At 73.9% G+C, this 22,033-nt stretch carries 21 protein-coding genes; 11 read left to right on the top strand and 10 right to left on the bottom strand.

What is annotated here, in order from left to right:
- Positions 1-36 precede the first annotated feature (36 nt).
- Positions 37-456: a YunG family protein gene (locus tag ACWF41_RS19750; RefSeq protein ID WP_380316698.1), complete on the top strand. Its 420-nt coding sequence runs from the start codon at positions 37-39 to the stop codon at positions 454-456.
- On the opposite strand, the gene ACWF41_RS19745 is transcribed toward ACWF41_RS19750, so the two are convergent.
- Positions 446-1,252, bottom strand: coding sequence for an inositol monophosphatase family protein (locus ACWF41_RS19745; protein ID WP_380316701.1), 807 nt, complete (start codon positions 1,250-1,252; stop codon positions 446-448). The genes ACWF41_RS19750 and ACWF41_RS19745 overlap by 11 nt on opposite strands.
- Positions 1,253-1,380: 128 nt before the next feature.
- Between ACWF41_RS19745 and ACWF41_RS19740 the strand changes: the two genes are divergently transcribed.
- From ACWF41_RS19740 to ACWF41_RS19715, 6 genes are all read left to right on the top strand, one after another.
- Positions 1,381-1,947 (top strand): RNA polymerase sigma factor, encoded by a 567-nt coding sequence (locus tag ACWF41_RS19740; protein WP_380316704.1) that lies wholly within the window; start codon positions 1,381-1,383, stop codon positions 1,945-1,947.
- Positions 1,944-2,912: a CU044_5270 family protein gene (locus ACWF41_RS19735; protein WP_380316707.1), complete on the top strand. Its 969-nt coding sequence runs from the start codon at positions 1,944-1,946 to the stop codon at positions 2,910-2,912. Before ACWF41_RS19740 ends, ACWF41_RS19735 begins: the two co-directional genes overlap by 4 nt.
- Positions 2,913-3,087: 175 nt before the next feature.
- The gene (locus ACWF41_RS19730; protein ID WP_380316710.1) at positions 3,088-3,969 is read left to right on the top strand and encodes a hypothetical protein; all 882 of its coding nucleotides are present in this window, start codon (positions 3,088-3,090) and stop codon (positions 3,967-3,969) included.
- Positions 3,970-4,048: 79 nt separating this feature from the next.
- A complete protein-coding gene (locus ACWF41_RS19725; RefSeq protein ID WP_380316713.1) occupies positions 4,049-5,179 on the top strand; it encodes an FAD-dependent monooxygenase in 1,131 nt (376 codons plus the stop codon).
- An 85-nt stretch (positions 5,180-5,264) separates the two neighbouring features.
- Positions 5,265-6,512 (top strand): NAD(P)/FAD-dependent oxidoreductase, encoded by a 1,248-nt coding sequence (locus tag ACWF41_RS19720; RefSeq protein ID WP_380316716.1) that lies wholly within the window; start codon positions 5,265-5,267, stop codon positions 6,510-6,512.
- Positions 6,513-6,575: 63 nt separating this feature from the next.
- Complete coding sequence (locus ACWF41_RS19715; protein ID WP_380316719.1) at positions 6,576-8,006, top strand: DUF4232 domain-containing protein; 1,431 nt, start codon at positions 6,576-6,578, stop codon at positions 8,004-8,006.
- 3 nt (positions 8,007-8,009) lie between these two features.
- Here the strand turns inward: ACWF41_RS19715 and ACWF41_RS19710 are convergent, their stop codons facing one another.
- Positions 8,010-10,007 carry a LamG-like jellyroll fold domain-containing protein gene (locus tag ACWF41_RS19710; RefSeq protein ID WP_380316722.1) on the bottom strand — a complete coding sequence of 666 codons (1,998 nt, stop codon included), beginning with the start codon at positions 10,005-10,007 and terminating at the stop codon, positions 8,010-8,012.
- A gap of 235 nt (positions 10,008-10,242) precedes the next feature.
- A complete protein-coding gene (locus tag ACWF41_RS19705) occupies positions 10,243-11,310 on the bottom strand; it encodes a 3-deoxy-7-phosphoheptulonate synthase (RefSeq protein ID WP_380316724.1) in 1,068 nt (355 codons plus the stop codon).
- A 46-nt stretch (positions 11,311-11,356) separates the two neighbouring features.
- On the opposite strand from ACWF41_RS19705, the gene ACWF41_RS19700 reads away from it, so the two are divergent.
- Both ACWF41_RS19700 and ACWF41_RS19695 read left to right on the top strand, forming a co-directional pair.
- Positions 11,357-11,491 carry a hypothetical protein gene (locus ACWF41_RS19700; protein ID WP_380316727.1) on the top strand — a complete coding sequence of 45 codons (135 nt, stop codon included), beginning with the start codon at positions 11,357-11,359 and terminating at the stop codon, positions 11,489-11,491.
- A 374-nt stretch (positions 11,492-11,865) separates the two neighbouring features.
- Positions 11,866-14,178, top strand: a complete 2,313-nt coding sequence (locus tag ACWF41_RS19695) for an immune inhibitor A domain-containing protein (protein WP_380316731.1) — start codon at positions 11,866-11,868, stop codon at positions 14,176-14,178.
- A gap of 142 nt (positions 14,179-14,320) precedes the next feature.
- Here the strand turns inward: ACWF41_RS19695 and ACWF41_RS19690 are convergent, their stop codons facing one another.
- The 7 genes from ACWF41_RS19690 to ACWF41_RS19660 all read right to left on the bottom strand — a co-directional run bounded on the left by ACWF41_RS19690 (position 14,321) and on the right by ACWF41_RS19660 (position 20,186).
- Positions 14,321-15,256, bottom strand: a complete 936-nt coding sequence (locus ACWF41_RS19690) for a bile acid:sodium symporter family protein (protein WP_380316735.1) — start codon at positions 15,254-15,256, stop codon at positions 14,321-14,323.
- A gap of 147 nt (positions 15,257-15,403) precedes the next feature.
- Positions 15,404-16,213: an ABC transporter permease gene (locus ACWF41_RS19685; RefSeq protein WP_380316738.1), complete on the bottom strand. Its 810-nt coding sequence runs from the start codon at positions 16,211-16,213 to the stop codon at positions 15,404-15,406.
- Positions 16,210-17,202 (bottom strand): ABC transporter ATP-binding protein, encoded by a 993-nt coding sequence (locus tag ACWF41_RS19680; RefSeq protein ID WP_380316741.1) that lies wholly within the window; start codon positions 17,200-17,202, stop codon positions 16,210-16,212. Before ACWF41_RS19680 ends, ACWF41_RS19685 begins: the two co-directional genes overlap by 4 nt.
- 38 nt (positions 17,203-17,240) lie before the next feature.
- The gene (locus ACWF41_RS19675; RefSeq protein ID WP_380316744.1) at positions 17,241-18,017 is read right to left on the bottom strand and encodes a hypothetical protein; all 777 of its coding nucleotides are present in this window, start codon (positions 18,015-18,017) and stop codon (positions 17,241-17,243) included.
- Between the two features lie 5 nt (positions 18,018-18,022).
- Positions 18,023-18,799, bottom strand: coding sequence for a hypothetical protein (locus tag ACWF41_RS19670; protein WP_380316747.1), 777 nt, complete (start codon positions 18,797-18,799; stop codon positions 18,023-18,025).
- Positions 18,796-19,800: an ATP-binding cassette domain-containing protein gene (locus tag ACWF41_RS19665; RefSeq protein WP_380316750.1), complete on the bottom strand. Its 1,005-nt coding sequence runs from the start codon at positions 19,798-19,800 to the stop codon at positions 18,796-18,798. Before ACWF41_RS19665 ends, ACWF41_RS19670 begins: the two co-directional genes overlap by 4 nt.
- Positions 19,797-20,186: a GntR family transcriptional regulator gene (locus ACWF41_RS19660; RefSeq protein WP_380316753.1), complete on the bottom strand. Its 390-nt coding sequence runs from the start codon at positions 20,184-20,186 to the stop codon at positions 19,797-19,799. The genes ACWF41_RS19665 and ACWF41_RS19660 overlap by 4 nt, the downstream gene beginning before the upstream one ends.
- A gap of 233 nt (positions 20,187-20,419) precedes the next feature.
- Between ACWF41_RS19660 and ACWF41_RS19655 the strand changes: the two genes are divergently transcribed.
- Positions 20,420-21,022 carry a DUF6318 family protein gene (locus ACWF41_RS19655; protein WP_380316756.1) on the top strand — a complete coding sequence of 201 codons (603 nt, stop codon included), beginning with the start codon at positions 20,420-20,422 and terminating at the stop codon, positions 21,020-21,022.
- A 104-nt stretch (positions 21,023-21,126) separates the two neighbouring features.
- Positions 21,127-22,033: hypothetical protein (locus ACWF41_RS19650; protein WP_380346973.1), on the top strand; the 907-nt coding region annotated here is incomplete at its 3' end.

Raw genomic sequence — 22,033 nt, 5'->3', positions numbered from 1 at the left:
TGCGGTCGTGTCGGTGCCCGCCACCAGGATCGGGGCATGACGATCACCGTTGACGAGCTTCGCGAGCTCTTCCTCGCGGCCTGGGGGCCGGACACCTGCTACCCGCACATGAAGGACGAGTGGGACCCGGCCACGCCCTCCCGCGACCAGTGCGGGATGACGGCGCTGGTCGTGCAGGACATCCTCGGAGGCGACCTCGTCCTCGCCGAGGTGCACGTGGACGGCGCGCAGATCGGGCACCACTACTGGAACAGGCTGCCGGACGGCTCGGACGTGGACCTGACCGGGGACCAGTTCCGCCCGGAGGAGACGGTGGTCGGCGGGCAGGTCGTCGTCCGTCCGCCCGACGCCCCCCGGTACCACCGGGAGCAGTACGAGCTCCTGCGCCGGCGCGTCCTCGACTCCCTGCCCCCGGACGCCGTGCCCGGGCCGGAACCCGCTGACGTCACCCCGTGACGACGGCGGCGCGGGCGGCCGAGGCGGTGGCGTCGTCGCAGGCGAACACGCCGGTGCCGGTGACCGGGTGCCGCTGTCCCCGGTCGCCGGTGAACTCGCCGCCCGCCTCCGTGACGATCAGCGACAGCGGCGCGTAGTCCCACACCTTGCCGCCCACCTGGACCGCGAGGTCGAGCTCGCCGGCCGCGACGAGCAGCGCGCCGTGCGCCCGCCACCCCGACGGGTCGACGGACGGCTCGACGGCGGGCACCAGCCGGTCGACGTCGGCCCGGTACGGAGCCGGCACCATCGCGACCGGCGGCAGCACCGCGGTGCGCGCCTCCCCGAGGGACCGCGGCGGCTCGGCGACGCGGAGGCGCCGTTCCCGGACCACGGTCCCGCCGGCGACGTCCGCGACGAAGGCCCCCCGACCTCGTGCCGCGTACCAGACCTGGTGCTGCGCGGGCACGATCGCGACGCCGACGGTCACCTCGCCGTCCTCCTCGAGCGCGACCAGCGTCTGCCACCGGTCGTCGCCCTCGACGAAGACGAGCGTCCCGTCGATACCGTCGAGGATCCACCGGCGCCGGCCGGACCCCAGCTCGCCCGTCTCCTCGCCGAGGAACGCGTCGTCGGGCCGCTCGGCGAGGAGCACGCGACGCACCTCCTCCTCGACCTCGAGGTCGGCCCGGGTCACCACCGACCGGTCGAGCTTGTGCTCGACCGCGAGGTCCTGCACGTGCGCGAAGAACTCCAGGCCGAGCGCGGCGCCGGAGAGCGCCGCCCGCAGCGCCAGGTCGAGGTCGTCGGATCGCATGGCCGCATGATCCTCCGCGCCCGCGTGCGACGCCGGTGGGCTACACCACGTGAGACGCCGCGCAGGAAACCTGTGTTGCACCTGAGCGCCTCCGGACCATGCAGGGGTATGACGAAGAAGATGAGCCCGTGACGCCGGGCCCCGAGGACGTGTTCAGCGAGGTGTTCCGCAGCACGTATCCCGACGTGCTCGGCTACCTCCGACGCCGCGTCGAGCACCAGGTCGCCGAGGACCTCGCCGCCGAGGTGTTCACCATCGCGTGGGACCGGTGGGACAGCGTGCCGCGCGAGGTGCGCCCGTGGCTGTTCGGTGTGGCGCGCAACCTGCTCGCGGACGACCGCCGGCGACAGGGCCGCCGTCGCCGCCTCGAGCTGCGCGCCGCCGCCGAGCACCCGCTGCCCGAGGACGACGTCGCGTCCGCCGCCGCGTCCATGGACCTGCGGCTCGCCTGGGGGCGGCTGGGCGACGCCGACCGCGAGGTCCTCGCCCTCGTCACCTGGGACGGGCTCACCGGGCGGGAGGCGGCGCAGGTGCTCGGCTGCACGCGCGCCGCGTTCTCCGTCCGTCTCACCCGCGCCCGACGCCGCCTCCGCGGCTTCGTCGGCGACGTCGACGCCGGCCCCGCCGCGTCCGTGCCGCACCCGTCCCCCGCACCACGCCCCGCGCACGCCGTCGCCCCCGGAGGCAAGCCGTGAACACCCAGCTGACGTCCGACCCCGTCCTCCGCATGCTCGCCGAGGCCGACCCCGTGCCCGGCACGCCCACCCTCACCGACGCCGAGGCGATCCGGGCCGAGGCCCTCCTCCAGCGCATCACGGCCGCCCCGCCACGGACCGGCGGGGTGCCCACGGTCCGCCGCGGCACGACGTCCCGGCGGCGTCTCGGCGTCCGGCTCGCCGCCGCCGCGGCCGCCGTGGCGGCCGTCGTCACGGCGGGGGTGCTCACCACCACGCCCGCGTCGTCGGCCGAGGCGGTGCTCCTGGAGACCGCGGCCGCCGCGGCGCAGCAGCCGGCGGTCGGCCCCGGCCAGTACTGGTACTCGCGCCAGGAGACGGCGGACGAGCGCGGCGTCTTCACGAGGGAGATCTGGCTGTCCCCCGACGGCGGCGTCATGCGCGACGGGTCGTCCACCGACGAGGACGGCACCGTGCTCGTCGAGGACCTGGTTTCGGGCGGCGCCCCGATGTACGGCGACGGGGTGTCCCTGACCTGGGACGAGCTCCAGAACCTGCCGACCGACGCCACGGAGCTGCGGCACGACCTCCTCGACCGCATCCCCCCGTCCGGCTACGGCAGCGAGCACGACCTGTGGGTGCAGGCCATCAGCCTGCTGGGCAGCAGCCCCACGCCGCCCGCCGTGCGCCGCGCCCTGTGGGAGGTCGCGGCGACGATCCCGGACGTCGAGCTGGTCGGGCGGGCCACCACCGCCTCCGGCCGGCGCGGCACCGCCATCGAGCGCGACGCGTCCGACGAGGGGATGGGACACGAGGTGATCGTCCTGGACCCGGCGGACGGCAGCATGCTCGAGCACCGCTGGCTCGACGGCGACGGCGACCAGCTCATGCGCGACACCCTGCTGGAGCAGGGCGTCCGGGACTCCGCACCCGCGGCCGACCCGCCGCTGTGCGGGCCGGGATCCGTGCCCGAGAGGAGCTGCTGAGCCCGGCTCCGACCGCGACGGTGCGGCGCCGCCCAGCGGCACCGCACCTTCGCCGCAGTGTCCGTGCGCGGGTCGGGGGTGACGTGTCGGGAGAAGCCTGGGCCGCGCGGGTCGGGGCGCAGCCGCACCTGGGCGGGGGCTGGCGCTCCGGGCACCGGTCCGCCAGGATCGTCGCGTGATCGACGCCGAGGGCACACGTCGCAGGGCCGGCCTCGTCGCGAAGATGCTGGGCCTCATCGCGCTCTTGGCGGTCGTGGCCGCTGTCGCGACCGTCATCATCGTGGACAGAGCGGTGAACGGCCCCCTGCGCGTCGCGGCCGGCGCCTTCGTCGCGGACGACGGCGACGCTCTGGCCGCGGAGCTCGGGGAGCGGATCGCGATCGGGATCGCCGACGACATCGAGCCGTCCTACGACGAACCCGCGGACGCCGCCACGATCGTCCAGCGGCGTGCCGTGGTGTCGCCCCGGCTGCCGGAGGACGAGGTCGGTGTGACCTTCTCGGTCGTCCCCCTGGCGTGGGAAGGGGCCTCTGGCGACCGTGACGGAGCGCTGATCGACGTCGCCGTCTCGGTGGAGGTGGCGCAGATCGACAGCGTCATGGGCGACGCGGGTCGCGACTCGGGCAGCTCGACGTCGTGCTGGCGGTTCGCCGTCCGGGCCCCCGACCCGGACGACGTCGCCGACTACGACGAGGTCGAGTGCCCGACCGACCTGTCGCCTGCTCAACCCTTGCCGACGACGCCACCGTCCCTCGACGTCAGAGCGAGCGACGAGGCACGGCGCGTGCTGGACGAGCTCCCCGACGGCGCGAGCCCAGAAGACGCGGAGGCGGCTCTCCGAGCGGTCTTCCCCGGAGTCGACGTCATCCGGGCGGATCGTGCGAAGGACGAGCTCGTCGCAGCCGTGGGCGTCACGGAGGCGCGCGACTGCATCGTGGCGGTGCGGCCGGACGGCGGACCTACGTGGCGGTTCACCGACTTCGACCGGATCCTCCTGGAGCCCGGAGAGCTGGGCTGCACACCGGGCCTCTACACGGCTCCCGTCACCACCCACTAGCCACCCGTCCGACCGTTCTGTCCTCTATCCTCTGTTTGACCGGTTCGGTCGCCCATCCGCTCGAGTCAGGGGATCCCGCATGCGCCAGCCATCCACCGTCCTGGTCGTCGGGGGCGGGATCGCCGGGAGCGCCACCGCCGTGCTGCTGCGGCGCGCGGGGATCGACGTCGAGCTGGTCGAGGCGCGACGCGCGACCGCCGCCGGTTCCGGCATCACGCTGCAGGGCAACGCGCTGCGGGCGCTGCGCGAGGTCGGCGTCTGGGACGACGTCCTGGCGTCGGGGTGCGGCTTCGACACCACCGGGATCACCACCCCGGACGGCACGGTGCTGTTCGAGGAGCAGAGCGTGCGGGCCGGCGGCGACGACCTGCCCGCGACGTTCGGCACCGAGCGCCCGCGCCTGCAGCGGGTCCTCGCGGACGCGGTGCGGTCCGGCGGGGCACGGGTGCGCGAGGGCGTGCGCGCGCACGTGCTCGACCAGGACGCCGACGGGGTCCTCGTGCGGCTCGACGGCGACGACGGGACCACCGAGGAGCGCCGGTTCGCCCTCGTCGTCGCGGCCGACGGCGTGGGCTCGCGCACCCGGGCGGCGGTCGGCATCCCCGACGTCCCCGAGCCGACGGGCATGGCGGTGTGGCGCGCCGTCGCCCCGCGCCCGGACGGGCTGGACCGCACGGACCTTGCCTACGGCGGGCCCGCCTACATCGCGGGCTACTGCCCCACCGGGCCCTCGTCGATCTACGCGTACCTGGTGACGGACCCGGGCGCCCTGCCCGCTCCCGAGGAGGCGCTCGCGCACGTGCGCGGCCTCGCCGGCGCGTACGGCGGCCACTGGCCGGCGATCACCGCCACCCTCACCGACCCGGCAGCCGTGAACTACAGCGAGTTCTCGCGCCTCGTCGTGGACGGCGCCTGGCACCGCGGGCGGGTGGTCCTCGTGGGCGACGCGGCGCACTGCTGCCCGCCCACCCTCGCCCAGGGTGCGGCGCTGGGCCTGGAGGACGCCACGGTGCTCGCGGAGCTCCTCGCCGGCTCCGACACCTGGGACGACGCGCTCCTCGACGCCTACGCCGCGCGCCGCGCCCCCCGCGTGCGGGCGGTGGTCGACGCCTCCGTCCAGCTCGGGCAGTGGCTGCTGGACGGGGTCCGCGACGCGGACGTCCCGGGGCTCATGGCGCGCACGATGGCGACGGTCCGCGAGCTGCCCTGACCTCGCCCGGGCGGACGGTCGCCAGCATCCCCGAACTGTGGAAATGTCGGGGTCGAGCCCTCGTCACCGCCGGTCAGGAGTCACCATGCCCGAGTCGTCCACCGCACCCCTGCTCGTCGTCGGAGGGGGCCTGGCCGCCGCCCGGGCCGTCGAGGCCGTGCGCGAGCAGGACGGCGACGTCGACCTCGTCGTCGTCACCTCGGAGGGGCACCGCCCGTACGAGCGCCCGCCGCTGTCGAAGGACTACCTGCGGGGGCAGGCCGAGGCCGACGTCATCTACCCCCTGAAGGCGGGGTGGTGGGACGACCACGCGATCGACCTGCGCACGCTCACCACCGTCGTCGACCTCTCCCCCGCCGACCACGAGGTGACGTTCGCCGACGGCTCGACGCTCGGCTACTCCCGCCTCCTGCTCGCGACCGGCTCCACGCCCCGCGCGCTGCAGGTGCCGGGGCGCAGCCTCATCGGCGTGCACACGCTGCGGACGGTGGACGACGCCGACCTGCTCGCCGGGATCCTCCTGCCGGCGTCGCTCGAGGGCGAGGGCAAGGTCGTCGTGGTCGGCGACGGCTGGATCGGCACCGAGGTCGCCGCCTCCGCCCGGATGCTGGGGCTGGACGTGTGCCTCGTCGGCCAGCTGGAGCACCCCCTGCAGGCGCCGCTCGGCGCGGAGCTCGGGTCCCTGTACGGGCGCCTGCACGAGGAGCGCGGGGTGCTGCGGCACCGCGGCGACGTGGTCGCCTTCACCGGCGAGTCCGGCCGGGTGAACGGCGTCGAGCTGGCGGACGGCACGCACCTCGAGGCCGACCTCGTGGTGATGGGCGTCGGGGTCACGCCGAACGTCGGCATCGCGTCGGCCGCCGGCCTGGAGCTCCGGAGCCGCGAGCTCGGCGGCGGCATCGTCGTCGACGGCTCCCTGCGGACGTCGGCGCCCGACGTCTTCGCCGCGGGCGACATCGCGTCCGTGCCGTCGCCGCACTACGGCCGCCCGCTGCGCGTGGAGCACTGGGCCGTGGCGCAGGACACCGGCGCGCACGCCGGCCGCGCCATGCTCGGCGACGACGCCGCCTACGACGTCCTGCCGTACTTCTTCAGCGACCAGTACGACGTGGGCATGGAGTACAAGGGGTTCGTCGACCCGCGCGCCGACGACACCGAGGTGGTGCTCAGCGGTTCGGCCGAGAACCGTGAGCTCGTCGCGTTCTGGCTGCGCGACGGCGAGGTGCAGGCCGGCATGGCCGTCAACGTGTGGGACCGCATGGACGACGTCGAGGAGCTCATCCGGTCGCGGCGGAAGGTGCCGCGCGCCGAGCTGGAGGCGTTCGCGGGCTGACCCTCCCGCGCATCTGCACAGGCTGCGCCCAGGTCCGCCCGGCTGCTCTGGCAGGCTCCCGTCGTGACCCGACGACGCACGTCCGCCCTGGTGGCGGCGGCCCTCCTGCTGACCGGCCTCGCGACGCTGCTCGCCGTCTGGCGGCCCTGGGACCCGGTGCCCGACGAGCTGCGCGCCGCCGAGCGGCAGATCGAGCGCGTGCCGGGCGTCGTCGACGCGACAGCGGACTACGCGGTCGCCGGGTCGGCCCACCTGGGGGTCGTCGTGGCCCGCTCCACGATGACGGTGCGGCTCGACGACGCGCTCGACGCCGACGAGGCCGGACGCGCCGCCGGCAAGGCCGCCGGCGTCGTCGAGGACGTCGCCGTCCCCGGCACGGAGCTGGCGACGTCGCTCGAGGTCGAGGTCGGGAAGCCCCGGTCCTTCGGCGGCCTCCCGGTCCCGCCCGTGTCGGTGTCGGTGCCCGTCCGGGACGAGATCCAGGGCGGCACCGCCGCGAGCCTGTCCGAGGACGCGGCCCCCGGGGCGGCCCGTCGGGCCACGGACGCCGTCGCCTCCGCCGTGACCCTGCGGGACGGGGGCGCGGTGCGGGTCGGCACGGCGACCGCCGACGCGGCCGACGCCGACGGCCTGCCCGGCCTGGCCAGCCTCGCGGCGCGCGAGTCCCTCCCGGTGTCGCTGGGGACGGCCGACGGGACGGTGACGTACGACTCCTACGGCGCGGTGCCCGACGTCGCCGCGGTCGGGCTCGCCGCGCGCACCTCGGGCCGCGGCGGCGTCGCGCACACCGCCTTCGCCGCGTCGACGGCGCCCCGGCTGACCGTGGCCCTCGCCGTGCCCACGTCGTCACCCGAGGCCCGGGAGCTCGTGCGCTGGCTGGAGGACCCGGCCCGCGCGTCCGGGCTGGCCGGTCCCGTGGCCTACTCGCTGGCCGAGCCGGGGTACGCGACCATGCTCGACGGCTGGGTGGGGGACGCCGCACCGCCGAAGCCCGCGGAGCACGCCACGCCCGTGCCCGGCGACGTCGTCCCGTGGCCGGCGGACGACCGCGCCCCGGGCTGCACGGCGGACGACCTGCGCCTCACGCTCGGCCCGCCGGACGCCGCCGCCGGCAGCCGGTACCTTGCCGTGCACGCCGAGAACGTGTCCGGCCGGCCGTGCGCGCTCGACGGCGTCCCCGACCTGGTGTTCCGCGACGCCGACGGCGCGCCTCAGGAGGTGACGGTCGAGCCGTCGGACCCCGGCGTCGTCCCCGCCCGCGTCGTCGTGCCCCCGGGCGAGCGGGCGCTGGCCACGGTGCAGTGGCGCGCGATGTCGACCGCGAACGACCCGGACGTGACGACCGCTGTCGACGTCGTCCCCGTCCCCGACGCCCACCCCGCCCGGCTCACGTCCCGGGACCCCGACGGCGGCGGCCCCGCCGAGCTGGACGTGCTCGACGGGGCCACCGTGCGCGTCAGCCCGTGGGTGCAGGGGGCCGAGGGCTGGTCCTGAGCGTCAGCGCGCCCCGGAGCACCAGCGCCGCAGCTTCGAGACGTCCTGGACCGAGTCGAGCACGCGCAGCCCGTCGATGCTCCCCCGCCAGGCGCCGCCCCCGACCGTGAGGGGCCCCTCGGCGCCACCGCTGAGCGACGCGGCCGCGGCCTGGCCGGTCCGCGTGACGTCGCCGAACCCGGAGAGCGGGCACGTCCAGATCTCCACGGTGCCGGTCGTCGCGTTGCGCATCCCGACCACGAACGTCCATGCCTCCGGCTCGGGGGCGACGGTCGACACCGCCGTGGCGGACGTCGACCCGTCGCCGGTGGCCACCGAGAACGCCCAGCACGTGCCGGTGGGCGAGGTGCAGGACCCGTCGGCGACCGTGCCGAGGGCGAAGCCGGTGCGGGCAGGGCTGCCCTGCGCGACGACGGGGGCCACGCCCCCGTCCGACGCAGGACGGACGAACGCCGCCACCGTGACGTTGCCCGCCGGGTCGACGACGGCGTCGTCGGTGGTCGCGACGTCGGTGCCGGCGTCGAAGGTCAGCGCACCATCGTCCGGCGTCCCGAGCACGCCCGGCGACCACAGGTCCGCCCCGGAGAGCGCGAGCGGGTGGTCGGCGGGGAGCGAGCTGGCCGCCGTCGTACCCGCCAGCTCGTCGAACCACCACGTGCCGCCCTGCGCGACCGGGGAGGCGACGACGAACCGGTACGCGCCTCGCGGGCCGACGTTCCCGGCCTCGTCGACGGCCTGGGTGTACAGGACGACCGAGCCGGCGGCGCCCGGCGTGAACTCGACGACCTCTCCGGGTGCCGCGCGGTCCAGCATCGCGTCACCGTGGAACGAGTAGCGGACGTACGCCACGCCCTCGGACCCAGGGACGTCGAACCGGAAGCCGCCGGTCTGGAAGAGCCCGCCCGCGGTCTGGTCCTCGAGATAGAGGGCGGGGTACCCCTCGACCGGTGTCACCACCGTCTCCCCCGGGCCCTGCACGTCGACCCGGAGCTCGCAGACCTCCTCCCCGGAGAGCGCGCCGCTCGGAAGCACCGCCTGCGCGGACCACGCGTACGTGCCGCCGGGCTGGAGCGCGCCGGCGGGCACGCGCACGGTGTGCACCGAGCCCGAGGCCTGCGGTGTCGTGGGGTCGCTGCGCCACAGCTCGTCGCCGGACGCCAGGTCGCGCAGCGAGAACACCGCGCTCATCGCGGTCGCGAACGGCTCCCGGTCGTTGGAGAGCTCGGCGGCCAGCAGGGGCGTCGTGCTCCGCACGGCCGGCCGGTCGTCGCCGACCACGCACGGCGTCTCCGGGTCGCGGGTCCCGAGCGCGACGACGGTGTCGCTCGGGCGCAGCTCGACGGCGAGCGTCGCCCCGGGGCCGAAGGACGCCCGGCCGCACCCGCGGCAGTCCTCGTCGCCCGCGAGGCCGAACGCCAGGGGCCGGCCGGCCCGCGCGGCCTGCCGCGCGGCGGCGGTCACGTCGACCTCGACGACGCGGTCGCCTCCGCACCCGGCCGCCGACAGGTCCGTGCCGGTCGCGCGCCAGCTCGCCGCCGTGCCGGCCCAGGTCGTCTCCGGCGTGACCGCCGGGACGACGTCGACCCGGACCCCGGGCACGCCGCACCCCTGGTCCTGACCGACAGGCAGCGACAGCGTGGCGGCGACCACGGAGCCGTCGGTGAGCGCCGCCGGGTCGCCCAGGTCGCCGAAGTCGTAGGCCACGCGCTGCACGCCCGACGCCGCACACCCCGGACCGCCTTCCCCGACGCACTGCCCGACGAACCGCTCCCCGTCGAACCCGAACCCGCTCGCGCTCGCCGGCAGGCCGTTGCGCAGCGCGGTCCACGCGCGGGGCATGCCGTCGAGGGTCACCGGGGCGGCGTCATGCGCCGCGACCGTCGTCGACCCACTCGGTGTCGCGGAGGCGGCGGCGACGGTCGCGCCCGCCGACGTGACCCCTCCCGTCACGAGAAGGCCCGCGAGCGCGAGCGTGGCCAGGGCCTGACGTCGTCGAAACACCGTTGTCCACCGTTCGTCGCGGCACGCGGCGGCCGTCGTGCGGCCGCCCGGGCCGCCCCTCCCGGACAGGCCCGTCCGGAACCTATCGATACGGCACATTTCCGCGGAACCCCGGCATCGTTTTTCACCCGCTCGAGGGATCGACAACGGCCGCGGTCGTCAACTCGCGCATCGACGTAGCACCTGGTGACGCTTCCGTGCCGGGAACCGTCACCAGGTGCTACGTCGACCGGCCTCAGCCCTCCCGGCGCGCGCGGACGGCGGCGGCGAGGGTGGCGAGCAGGTCGGCGGTGGTGTCCCAGTCGAGGCACGAGTCCGTCACGGACTGGCCGTAGACGAGTCCGTCGAGCGGGCCGGGCTTCTGCGCGCCGGCCACCAGGAAGCTCTCCATCATCAGGCCCGTGATGTCGCGGTCCCCCTCGGCGAGGCGCGCGGCGATCTCGCGCACGACCTCCGCCTGCCGCACGTGGTCCTTGCCGGAGTTGCCGTGCGACGCGTCCACCACGACACCCGCCTCCACGGCCCCGCCGAGGCCGGACGTGCGCGCCACCGCCAGGGCGTCGGCCACGTCCTTCGCGCCGTAGTTCGGGCCCCCGCGCCCGCCGCGCAGGATGACGTGGCAGTCCGGGTTGCCGGTGGTCTCGACGGCCGCCGCGCGCCCCTGCGCGTCCGCCCCGAAGAAGGTGTGCTCGCTCGCCGCCGTGATGCAGCCGTCGACGGCGATCTGCACGTCGCCGTCCGTCGCGTTCTTGAACCCCACGGGCATCGACAGCCCCGACGCCAGCTGCCGGTGCACCTGCGACTCCGCGTTGCGCGCGCCGATCGCGCCCCAGGTCACGGCGTCGGCGATGTACTGCGGGCTGGTCGGCTCGAGGAACTCGCACGCGGCGGGCACGCCCGCGTCGAGCACACCCAGCAGCACCTCGCGCGCCAGGCGAAGGCCGTGGTGCACGTCGTGGGAGCTGTCCAGGTGCGGGTCGTTGATGAGGCCCTTCCAGCCCACCGTGGTGCGCGGCTTCTCGAAGTACACGCGCATCACGACCACCAGGTCGTCCGACAGCTCGCGGGCCACCGGCGCCAGCCGGCGGGCGTAGTCGAGCGCGGCCGCCGGGTCGTGCACGGAGCAGGGGCCGACGATGACGAGCAGGCGGTCGTCCTCGCCGCGCAGCACGTCGCGCACCTCGCGGCGGGACGTGGTGACGAGGTCGCTGCGGGGGGTGCCCAGCGACAGCTCGCGGCGCATCTCGCCGGGCGCGGGCAGGGGGTCGAGCGCGCGGACCCGCAGGTCGGAGGTCTCTGCCATCAGGTCAGTATGCGGCCGGCCGGTATCGGACGGCGCGGTGCGGTCGGTGGTGCTCGGGGTGGCGGGGGTGGCGGTGCTCATCGCGGGGCTCCTGGAGGGTGTCGGCGGCGGGGCGGTCGGGATGGGGCTCGGCGTCGTCGACGAACCGTGGGTCCATGCCCGACCGGAGCGGCCCGTCTGACGACGAAGGGCCCGGACGCGCGATGCGTCCCAGGCCCTGTGCTGGCTCCGGAGGAAGGGTGTCGGTCAGGCGTTCGCCCGCCGCACCGTGCACTTCGCACACGGAGCCGGCGTAAAGCGCCAATACCAACGGGGGTTCACGGCGACGACGGTACGTCGCCCCCGCCCCTCTCGTCCACCGCGTCCACGATCCGGTCGGTGCGGCCCGGCACGGTCGCCCGGGAGACGTGTCGCCCGACACACCTGGACGAGTCGAGCGGTTGAAACGTGAATCTGGTTACCTGTGCACGCCACAGTTCGCCCGGGCACGTCTCGGGCCACTCGGTGCTCGGCCACGGCGGCCGGGCCTCTCCGACACCCCTGGAGGAAATAGCTGTGAGAGCACGTATCACCAGCGCGTTCGGCGCGGCGGGAGCGCTGCTGACCGCCGCCGTCCTCGTGCCTGGCATCGCCGCCGCGGCACCGGCGGCCGACGCCCCGCCGTCCGACCCCGCGGCGCACGTCAAGGACGACGACCGCCCGGACCCGCTCGCGGCGAAGCGGCAGGACCTCAAGCAGGACGCCGTCGACCGGGTCGCGACCGGCGAGGCCACCGTCCAGACGCGCGGCAAGGGCGCCAACGCGTCGAAGGCGGTCAAGGTCCCGGGCGGCCAGTGGGTCGAGTACGGCACCCAGGAGACGGCGCAGCTGCTGACCTTCCTCGTCGACTTCGGCGACAAGGCGGACGACCGCTTCCCCGACGCCCCGGCCTCCGGCCCCGTGCACAACCAGATCGCGGAGCCGGACGCGGACGACAACTCCACCTACTGGGAGTCGGACTTCTCCCAGGAGCACTACAAGGAGATGTTCTTCACCGGGCTGAAGGACCAGGGCGGTGAGTCGTTCGCCGACGTCTACGACGAGATGTCCTCGGGCCGGTTCGACCTGCAGGGCGACGTGTCCGACTGGGTCACGGTCCCCTACAGCTCGGCCTCCTACGGGCAGACCGAGTCCCAGGAGGACATGACCCGCTTCATCCAGGACACGGCGGACGCCTGGTACGCCGACCAGATCGCCCAGGGCAAGACCAAGGACGAGATCGACGCCTACCTGCAGTCGTTCGACGTCTGGGACCGCTACGACCTGGACGGCGACGGCATCACCAACGAGCCCGACGGCTACATCGACCACTTCCAGGCGATCCACGCCGGAGAGGGCGAGGAGGCCGGCGCGCCGGAGTCCGCCATCTGGTCGCACCGCTGGGCGGTGAACCAGGCCGGCCTCGGCAAGGTCGGGCCCGCGGACTTCCCGAAGGTCGGCGGCATCAAGATCGGCGACTCCGACGTCTGGATCCGTGACTACACGACCGAGCCGGAGAACGGCGGCCTCGGCGTCTTCGCGCACGAGTTCGGCCACGACCTCGGGCTGCCGGACTACTACGACACCGCCGGCGGCGACAACGGCACCGCGTTCTGGAACCTCATGAGCTCCGGCTCCTGGCTGGGCCACGGCGACGGGACGATCGGCACCACGCCCAACCACATGGGCGCCACGGAGAAGATGTTCCTCGGCTGGCTGGACTACACCACGGTGCAGCCCGGGCAGAAGGCTGACGTCGACCTCGGGCCGTCCTACCACGCCACGAAGAAGAACCAGGCCGTGGTCGTGAACCTGCCCGACGGCGTCCGGGACGTCGACCTCGGCGTCGAGCCGATCGACGGCAAGTTCGCGTTCTCCGGCTCCGCGAGCGACCTCAACAACACCCTCGCCTCGCCGGCGTTCACCGTGCCCTCGGGCGGCGCCCTGGCCGCGAAGGTGCAGTACTCCATCGAGGAGGACTACGACTACGCCTACGTCGAGGTCTCGACCGACGGCGGGTCGACGTGGGCGACCGTGCCCACCAACCTCTCGGCCGCGGACGCCGACAACGGCATCACCGGCTCGTCGGAGAAGGCGTGGGTGGACCTGTCCGCCGACCTGTCGCAGTACGCCGGCCAGTCCGTGCAGGTGCGGTTCCGCTACACCAGCGACCCGGGCACGAACGAGCTCGGCTTCCTGGTCGACGACGTCACCGTGGGCGACGCGCTCAGCGAGGACTTCGCGGACGACGCGGCGGGCTGGACCAACGACGGCTTCACGATCGTCGGCGAGGACGGCACCTACGAGGCGCAGTTCTCGCACTACTACGTCGCGGAGAACCGGCAGTACGCCGGCTACGACACGACGCTGAAGGAGGGTCCGTACAACTTCGGCTGGACCCTCACGAAGCCGAACACGGTGGAGCAGTTCCCCTACCAGGACGGCCTGCTCGTCTGGTACAAGAACAGCTTCTTCGCCGACAACAACACGTCGAAGCACCCGGGCGGCGGCCAGGCCCTGCCGGTCGACGCGAACTCCGCGGCGCTCACGTGGTCGGACGGCACGCTGGCCCGGAGCCGCATCCAGTCGTTCGACGCGACCTTCGGCCTCGGCACGATGGACAAGATCAGCCTGCACCGGGAGACCGAGAACGGCATGACGACGCTGCAGGCGGGCGGCACGAAGGCGAAGAGCACCTTCGACGACACCGACCCGAACGCCTACTACGACCCCGCCAACCCGGGCGGCTCGGTGATCGTGGGCGGCACCGGCACGAAGATCACGGTGAACTCCGTGAACAAGAACAACGGCGTGATGTCGGTGTCCGTCACCGGCCCCGCCGCGAAGTGAGACCTGTCGGGGCGGGCGCGGTGACCCCGCGCTCGCCCTGACGGCTCACCCGGCATCTCACGGAATCGCACGGCTCAGGCCCTGTGCGCGGCGACGCGCACAGAGCCTGAGCCGTTCATGTGCTCGCTCCCGCCCGGCCGGGTCAGCGGGTGGTGGTGGCGGTGGGGCGGCGCGCCCAGAACGACGCGAGCGCGGACCCGGACACGTTGTGCCACACGGAGAACAGTGCTGCGGGCAGCGCCGCCGCGGGCGTGAAGTACGTGGTGGCGAGGCTGGCAGCGAGGCCGGAGTTCTGCATCCCGACCTCGACGCTGACGGCCCGCCGCGACGCCTCGTCGAGGCGGACGAGGCTGGCGGCGCCGTACCCGAGCAGCAGGCCGAGGCCGTTGTGCACGACGACGGCGAGCGCCACCGCGATCCCGGTGCCCAGCACCGCGTCGGCGTTGGCGGCGACGATGCCGGCCACCACGACGACGATCCCCCCGACGGACACGAGCGGCAGGTACGGCAGCAGGTACCGCTCGACGAGCCCGCCGGCGAAGGTCCGCACCAGCAGCCCGGCGAGCACGGGGAAGAGCACGATCTGCACGATGGACGTGACGAGCGAGCCGTAGCTGACGTCGAGCGCGGACCCCGCGAGCCACAGCACGAGCGCCGGCGTGAGCAACGGCGCGAGCAGCGTGGACACGGACGTCAGCGCGACGGACAGGGCGGTGTCGCCCTTCGCCAGGTAGACGATGACGTTGGACGCCGTCCCGCCGGGCGCGGCGCCCACGAGGATCATGCCGATCATCGCGTCGCCCTCGAGCCCGAACAGGTGCCCGATCGCCCACGCCAGCGTCGGCATGATCGTGAACTGCGCGACCACGCCGAGCAGCACCGCCCACGGCCGGCGGGCGACCAGCCCGAAGTCGGAGCCCCGCAGCGTGAGCCCCATCCCGAACATGATGATCCCGAGGAACAGCGGCGTCTGCGCCGCGATGGGCGCGAGCGCCGTGGGGGCCAGGAGCCCCGCCACCCCGCCCAGCACCACCAGGACCGCGAACCACGTGCCGGCCAGCTCTGCCACTCTGCGCATCCGCCGCACGTTACCGGCAAGTCTCGCGTCGCGAGGCTGGCCGGGCCTGGCGGGAGGTCGCGAGGAACGAGCGACCGGACGGACGCCTCGCGACACGGACTTCCCTCCCGCCCGACCCCAGCCAAGAGCCGCGGACCCGGCAACGAGCTACGTCCAGCGGAACACCCGCACGGCGACGGGCAGCAGCACCGCCGTCCACACCACCATGACGATGCACTGCAGCAGCGGGAACCCGGACTCGAACCACCCGGTGGTCATGGCCTGCGCGGCGGCGCCGAGCGGCGTGAACTGGCCGATCTGGCGCAGCACCTCGGGCATGATCGGCCCGGGGGTCCAGAGCCCGGCGAGCAGCAGCATCGGGAAGTAGAGCGACATGGCGACGGCGTTCGCGGCGGACGCACGGGGCGCGAGGGCGGCGACGAGCATGCCGAGCGAGAACATGGCGCACAGCCCGAGGACGAACGCGAGGAGCACGACGCCGAGGTGCTGCGGGACGGCGATGCCGAACGCGAGCTGGGCGACGACGAGCGCGAGGGCGACGCCCACGACGGTGGTGCCGACGTTGATGAGCAGGTGGCTGAGGACGATGCCCTGCGGCCGCATCGGCGTCGTGGAGAGCCGGCGCAGCACGCCCTTCTCGCGGTAGGTCGCGATGGTCACCGGCATGACGGTGAGGGACGCGGTGCCGACGGCCATGGCGACGACGGTGGGCAGGTAGGTGGCGATGGGGGTGAGCCCGTACCAGACGGAGCTCGGCGGGGCGTCGGTGATGGGGTCCCGCATACCGGGGATCGCGAAGCCGACGCCGACGAGGATGACGGTCGGGAAGAGGATCCCGAAGAACGGGGCGGCGAAGTCGCGGAGCCACACCCGCGCCTCGGTGGTGAGCAGGCGGCCGAAGCCGCGCCAGGCGCGGCCGGCGGGCCGGGCGGGTGCGGCGGGGACGGCGGTGGTCATGACGGGGCTCCTTCGGTGGCGAGGGCGGGCGCGGCCTCGGGGTCGTAGGTGCGTCCGGTGACGGCGAGGAAGACGTCCTCGAGCGAGCGCGTGACGGTGCGGACGTCGTCGGGGACGAGGTCGGCGGCGGCGAGGGCGGGGACGAGGGAGAACAGCACGCGGCGGCTGCCGGTGACGGCGACCTCCGCGGAGGCGCCGCCTGTGCCCTCGACGACCTCGACGCGGTGCACGTCGGGGTCGCGCTCGGCGAGGGAGTCGAGCGCGGCGCGGCCGCGGTCGACGTCGGCGGCGGCGAAGCGCACGACGACGGTGCGGCCGCCCTCGAGCCCGTCGATGAGCTCGGCAGGGGTGCCCTCGGCGACGACGCGGCCGGCGTCGATGACGACGAGGCGGTCGCAGAGCCGCTCGGCCTCCTCCATGAAGTGCGTGACGAGGAGGATGGTGACGCCGGTGGCGCGCACACGCTCCACGAGGTCCCAGGTGGCGCGCCGGGCCTGCGGGTCGAGGCCGGTGGTGAGCTCGTCGAGGATCGCGATGCGCGGGTTGCCCACGAGGGCGAGCGCGATCGACAGCCGCTGCTTCTGCCCGCCGGAGAGCCGCGCGAACTGCTTGCCGGCGTGCTCGGTGAGGTCCAGCAGGCGCAGGAGCTCGGCGGGGTCGGCAGGGTCGGCGTAGAAGGAGGCGAACAGGTCGAGCGCCTCGCCGACGGTGATCTTGTCGTGCAGGGCGGCCTCCTGGAGCTGGACGCCCAGGATGTCCCGCACGGCGGCGGGGTCGCGCTGCGTGTCGATGCCGTGCACGCGCACGGTGCCGCCGTCGGCGTCGCGCAGGCCGGCGAGCGTCTCGACGGTGGTGGTCTTCCCGGCCCCGTTGGGGCCGAGGATCCCGAAGATCTCGCCTTCCGCGACGCTGAACGACACGTCGTCGACGGCGACCTTCGGTCCGTACGTCTTGCGGAGGTGCTGCACCTCCACCACGGGGTCGGCCATGTCGGGCCTCCTTCGTTGTGATCGAGCAGGTGGGCTGGTCAGGGGCGGAGCGGGACGGCGCGGAGCATCCGCGCCGCGACGACGGCGGCGAGGGCCGCGGCGACGACGGTGCCGACGACGGTGGCGACCGCGCCGACGGCGACGGAGTCGTACCCGCCGCGCAGCGGGAGGCCGAACAGGCCGGTGCGGGTGGCGAGGTCGGCCAGGGCCGCCGGGACGAGGAGCGGGAGGACGAGCAGGGCGCCGCGCCACATCCCCGCACGCCGGAACCCGGCGATGACGGCCGTGCCCACGAGGAGGTAGGTGACGACGACGAGCGACTCTCCCACCACCTGGACGACGACGCCGGTGACGGTGTCCACGCCCAGCGGCGCGGAGGGGCCCTGCCAGTACCGGCCGAGGTCGGCGTAGACCGACTTCTCGGCGAGGGTGAGCGCCACGGCGAGGACGCCGAACACGGGCCCGGCGACGACGGCGGCCCGCAGCCCGCCCTCGAGGACGGACCGGCGGGTGCCGCCCGCCGCGACGTGCACGGTGAGCGTGCTCGCGGTCGTGAGGACGCCGACGGCGAAGGCCACCCACCGCACGGGGCCGCCGGCGGCGTCGTAGGTGAGGCCGTCCGCGACGCCGCCCCAGCGGTCGACGATCACGGGCAGGCCGATCACCAGGGCGGCCCAGCCGGCCCAGAACCAGCCGCCGGCGAAGGCGAGCATCCGCAGGTACCGGCGTCGGGTCGCGCGCACCGCATGGCGGTGCAGGGCGCGGGCGGGCGCCTCGATGGCGGGGGCCGCGCTCGTGGTGGTGGCTGCGGTCATCGCGCTCACCCCGCCGGCCGCAGGCGGACGTCGCGCAGCTGCCACCAGAGCCACCCTGCGGCGAGAGCCAGCACGACGAGCGCCTGCGCGAGGCCGAGGGCGGCGGGCGCGTGGTCGCCGCCGAGGCCGAGAGTGCCGAAGGCGTCGGAGAAGGTCCCCAGGCGCGTGGCGTGGTCGACCAGGACGACGAGGACGAAGCCGGGCACGAGGAGCGCGGTGCCGGCCCAGACGCCGTGCGTGCGGTAGGAGGCCTGGGCCGCCATCCCGACGAGCATGTACACGACGACGCCGATCGCCTCCGCCGCGCCGCTCACGACCACCCACGCGCCGCCGGCGTCCAGCCCGCTGCCAACCCGGTCCCAGGTCCAGCCGAGACCGTCGAAGAGTGCTCGCTCCACCAGGAGCAGCACCGCGTAGGCGACGCCGTACGCGACGCCCGCGACCAGGGACGCTGACAGCGCGCCGCTGAACATCGACCGGCGGGTGCCGCCGGCGGCGAGGTGCGGGACGGTGAGCCCCGCGACGGTGATCATGCCCAGGGAGAGGGCGAACCACGACGCCGCGTACTCCGCGCCCGTCATCGCTCCCCCGCCCATGACGCCGCCGGCCTGCCGGACCACCAGGGGCACGGCCACAGTGGCGACGAGGAAGAGCCCCCAGAACCCGGAGCCGATCAGGAGAGTCGCCGAGCCGACGGACCGTGCGACGCGGCGCGCGGCGCGGGAGCGTGCCCGGGCCGCGAAGGCGTCGTGCTCGGCAGGGGTGACGGTGGCGGCGGTCATCGGGTCTCCTCCGTCCGGTCCTGGGTGCGCCGGGTCGCGGCGGCGGGCGCGACCTGGCCGTCGCCGTCCCGCGGCTGGGTGAGGCGCACGAACAGGTCCTGCAGCGGCAGCGAGCCGATCTCGACGCCCGCGGCGCGCGCCGCGGCGGCGGCGCCGGCGTCGGGCGCGCCCTCGATCGTCACCTGCACGGTGGCGCCGAGGCGCTGGCGGTGCAGCTCGCGGCGTCCGGCGGCGAGCTCCTCGACCGCGGCGACCGGGCCGGTGAGGCTGAAGCCGCGCGCCTGCATGTCCTCCGCCGGCTCGGCGAGGAGCACGCGGCCGCGGTGCAGCACGACGACGTCCTCGAAGAGCCGCTCGACCTCCTCGACCAGGTGGCTCGACAGCAGGATGGTGCGGGGGTGCTCGGCGTAGTCGGCGAGGATCTCGTCGTAGAACGCGTACCGCGTGGGGGCGTCCATGCCGAGGTACACCTCGTCGAGCACGGTCAGCGGTGCGCGGGCCGCGAGGCCGATCGTGGCGCCGACGGCGGACCGCTTGCCGCGCGAGAGGGCGGACGGCTTCTTGCGCGGGTCCACCTCGAACAGGTCGAGCAGGCGGCCGGCGAGGTCGGCGTCCCAGTAGGGCCGCAGGTCGGCGTAGTACTTCAGCGACGTCGCGACGCGCTCCTCGTCCATCAGGTCGCCGCTCTCGCGCACCAGCTGGACGTTGGCGGTGGCCCACGGGTTCTCCCACGGGTCCTCCATGAGCTCGCCGGGGCCCACGCGGACCGTGCCCGCGGTGGGCCGGTTGAACGCCGCGAGCAGCGACAGCAGCGTGGACTTGCCGGCGCCGTTGCGGCCGAGGATCCCGGTGATGACGCCGGGCCGCAGGTCGAGGGTGACGCCGTCCAGCGCGGTGCCTGCGTCGTTCTTGACGGTCGTGCCCTCCGCGGTCATGCGGCGCTGGGCTCCGAACCGGACGACGACGTCGTCGAGACGGGCGCCGAAGGGTGCGGGGGTCATGACTCCTCCGTGGTGGTCGTGGGCTTGCGGTGGCCGTTCGTGCCGAGCACGTAGGCGACGAGCTCGTCGGTCGAGATGCCGAGGATGTCGGCCTGCGCGAGCGCGGGGGCGAGCACCTCGTCGAAGTAGGCGGTGCGGTGGCGCTCCAGCAGCCGCTCGCGCGCCCCGGGGGCGACGAACATGCCCAGGCCGCGGCGCTTGTACAGGACGCCCTCGTCGACCAGGCCGGCGAAGGCCTTGGCGGCGGTGGCGGGGTTGATGCGGAACGTCGTGGCGAACTGTGTGGTCGACATGACCTGCTCTTCCTCCGCGAGCTCACCGGCGAGCACCTGCGCGCGGATCATCTGGGCGATCTGCACGTAGATGGGTTCGGGTCCGTCGAACACGCGGACCTCCTCACACAGGTTCAGTGGTTCAGGGGTTCATTACTCGACTAATGAACCACAGGTCCTCGGAGACGCGCAACCCCTCCTGCTGAACTGGTGCCGGCTCCTGGCCCGAAGGCGACGAGCGACCGGGGGCCCACCTGCGCAGACACGGTTGTCCACAGACACCCGGGCAACCATCTGACCCTTTGGCCTACAGTGACGCCCGACGTCACCGCCGACAGGGAGCTCCCATGACCCGCAACCGGGCCATCCTCGCCGCCACCTCCATCGCCGCGGCCGCCGCGCTCCTCGTCGCCGGCTGCGACTCGGACCAGCCCGCCGACCCGTCGCCTGAGCCCACGCAGACGAGCGCCAGCCCGACGGCGTCCGCATCCCCCACGCCCAGCCCGACGCCGACCGTCAAGGCCCCCGAACGCCCCAAGGCGATGGACGACGACGGCCCCGCCGGCGCCGAAGCTGCGGCGGTGTACTTCCTCGAACTCGACCCGTACATCATGAAGACGGGAGACACCACCGAGTACGAGTCGATGTCGCTCAAAGGCTGCAAATTCTGCGCCAACCGGGTCGACCAGGCTCGAGAGATCACCGCCAACGATCTCGTCTGGCATGGCGGCGAAATGGCGGCCCGGGTCACGCACACGTACGAACAAGATGCGACCACGGGAATCTGGCCCATCGACATCGATGCCACAATCGCTGCCGTTTCGGTCACCGATCCATCCGGGGCTGATGTCTTCTCCGATCCGCGCACAAGCACGAAGTACCGCGTGGAGATCGCTCGAGCGGACAAACAATGGCGCATTGTTGGCATCGCTGACCAGCCGAAGTCATGACGATTGCTCGTGTCGGCGCCGTGATCGCGCTAGGGGTCATCCTGGCGCTCGCTGGCTCTGTGATCACAGAGACGCCCGAACCCTCGCCCAGCACCAAGGCTCCAGTGACGATCGCAGGTGCAGCCGATGACGACCGTGACAACGTCAACGTCAGCGCTGACGGCAACGCTTGGAAGCAGGGCACTGAGGGCCGCGAGCCCGTCAAGGACGAACTTCAGGACCGTTACACCCGCACCAACTCGGTGACCTGCGGGACATTGGGCGAGGAATTGGACTCGCTCAAGGACGTCTTCAAGGCTCCAGGTGCTTGCCCGGAAGGCTCCGACATCGCCGAGATCACGACGCCGTGCAAGGAGGGCGAGTATGCCCTCGACGCGTTATGGGTTCAGCGCGTGCGGGAGGACGGCACCTACGACAAGCCCGAGCAGCTCACGGACGACCAGTGCGTCACCCCCGCCGACATCGCCGCCGCCGCCCGCCGCGAGTTCCGCACCATGAAGATCCCCACCCCGAAAGCCACGCTCCAGGGCAACCCACCCATGGTCGTCAACGTGCACTACCCCGCCTACACCAGCGCGGCGCCGCAGGAACGCCAGGTCGAGCTGCTCACCGTCCCCGTGATCATCCGGGCCGAGCCAACGGAATTCACCTGGGACTTCGACGACCCCTACTCCGCCGGCGGCACCACCCTGGTCACCACCGACCCCGGACACCCCTGGCACACCGGCGACCCGCTCCCCGATGCCACCTGGGTCGGACACACCTACACCCGCCTCGGCACTCCCGGCACCGACCCCGGCACCCACGAGGACGAACACGGCAACGCCTACCGCACCGACGTCACCGTCACCCTCACCACCACCTGGCAAGGCCGCTTCCGCGTCCAAGGCTCCAGCACCTGGACCGACATCCCCGGCACCCTCACCACCACCAGCACCACCACCCCCACCACCGTCACCGAAGCCCGCACCCGCCTCGTGTGCGACGACCTCGACGGCCACAGCACCTGCT

The sequence above is a fragment of the Isoptericola sp. NPDC055063 genome, from assembly GCF_053608125.1.
The sequence above is the reverse complement of the archived record's forward strand: the minus strand, read 5'-3'. Positions and strand labels throughout refer to the sequence as shown.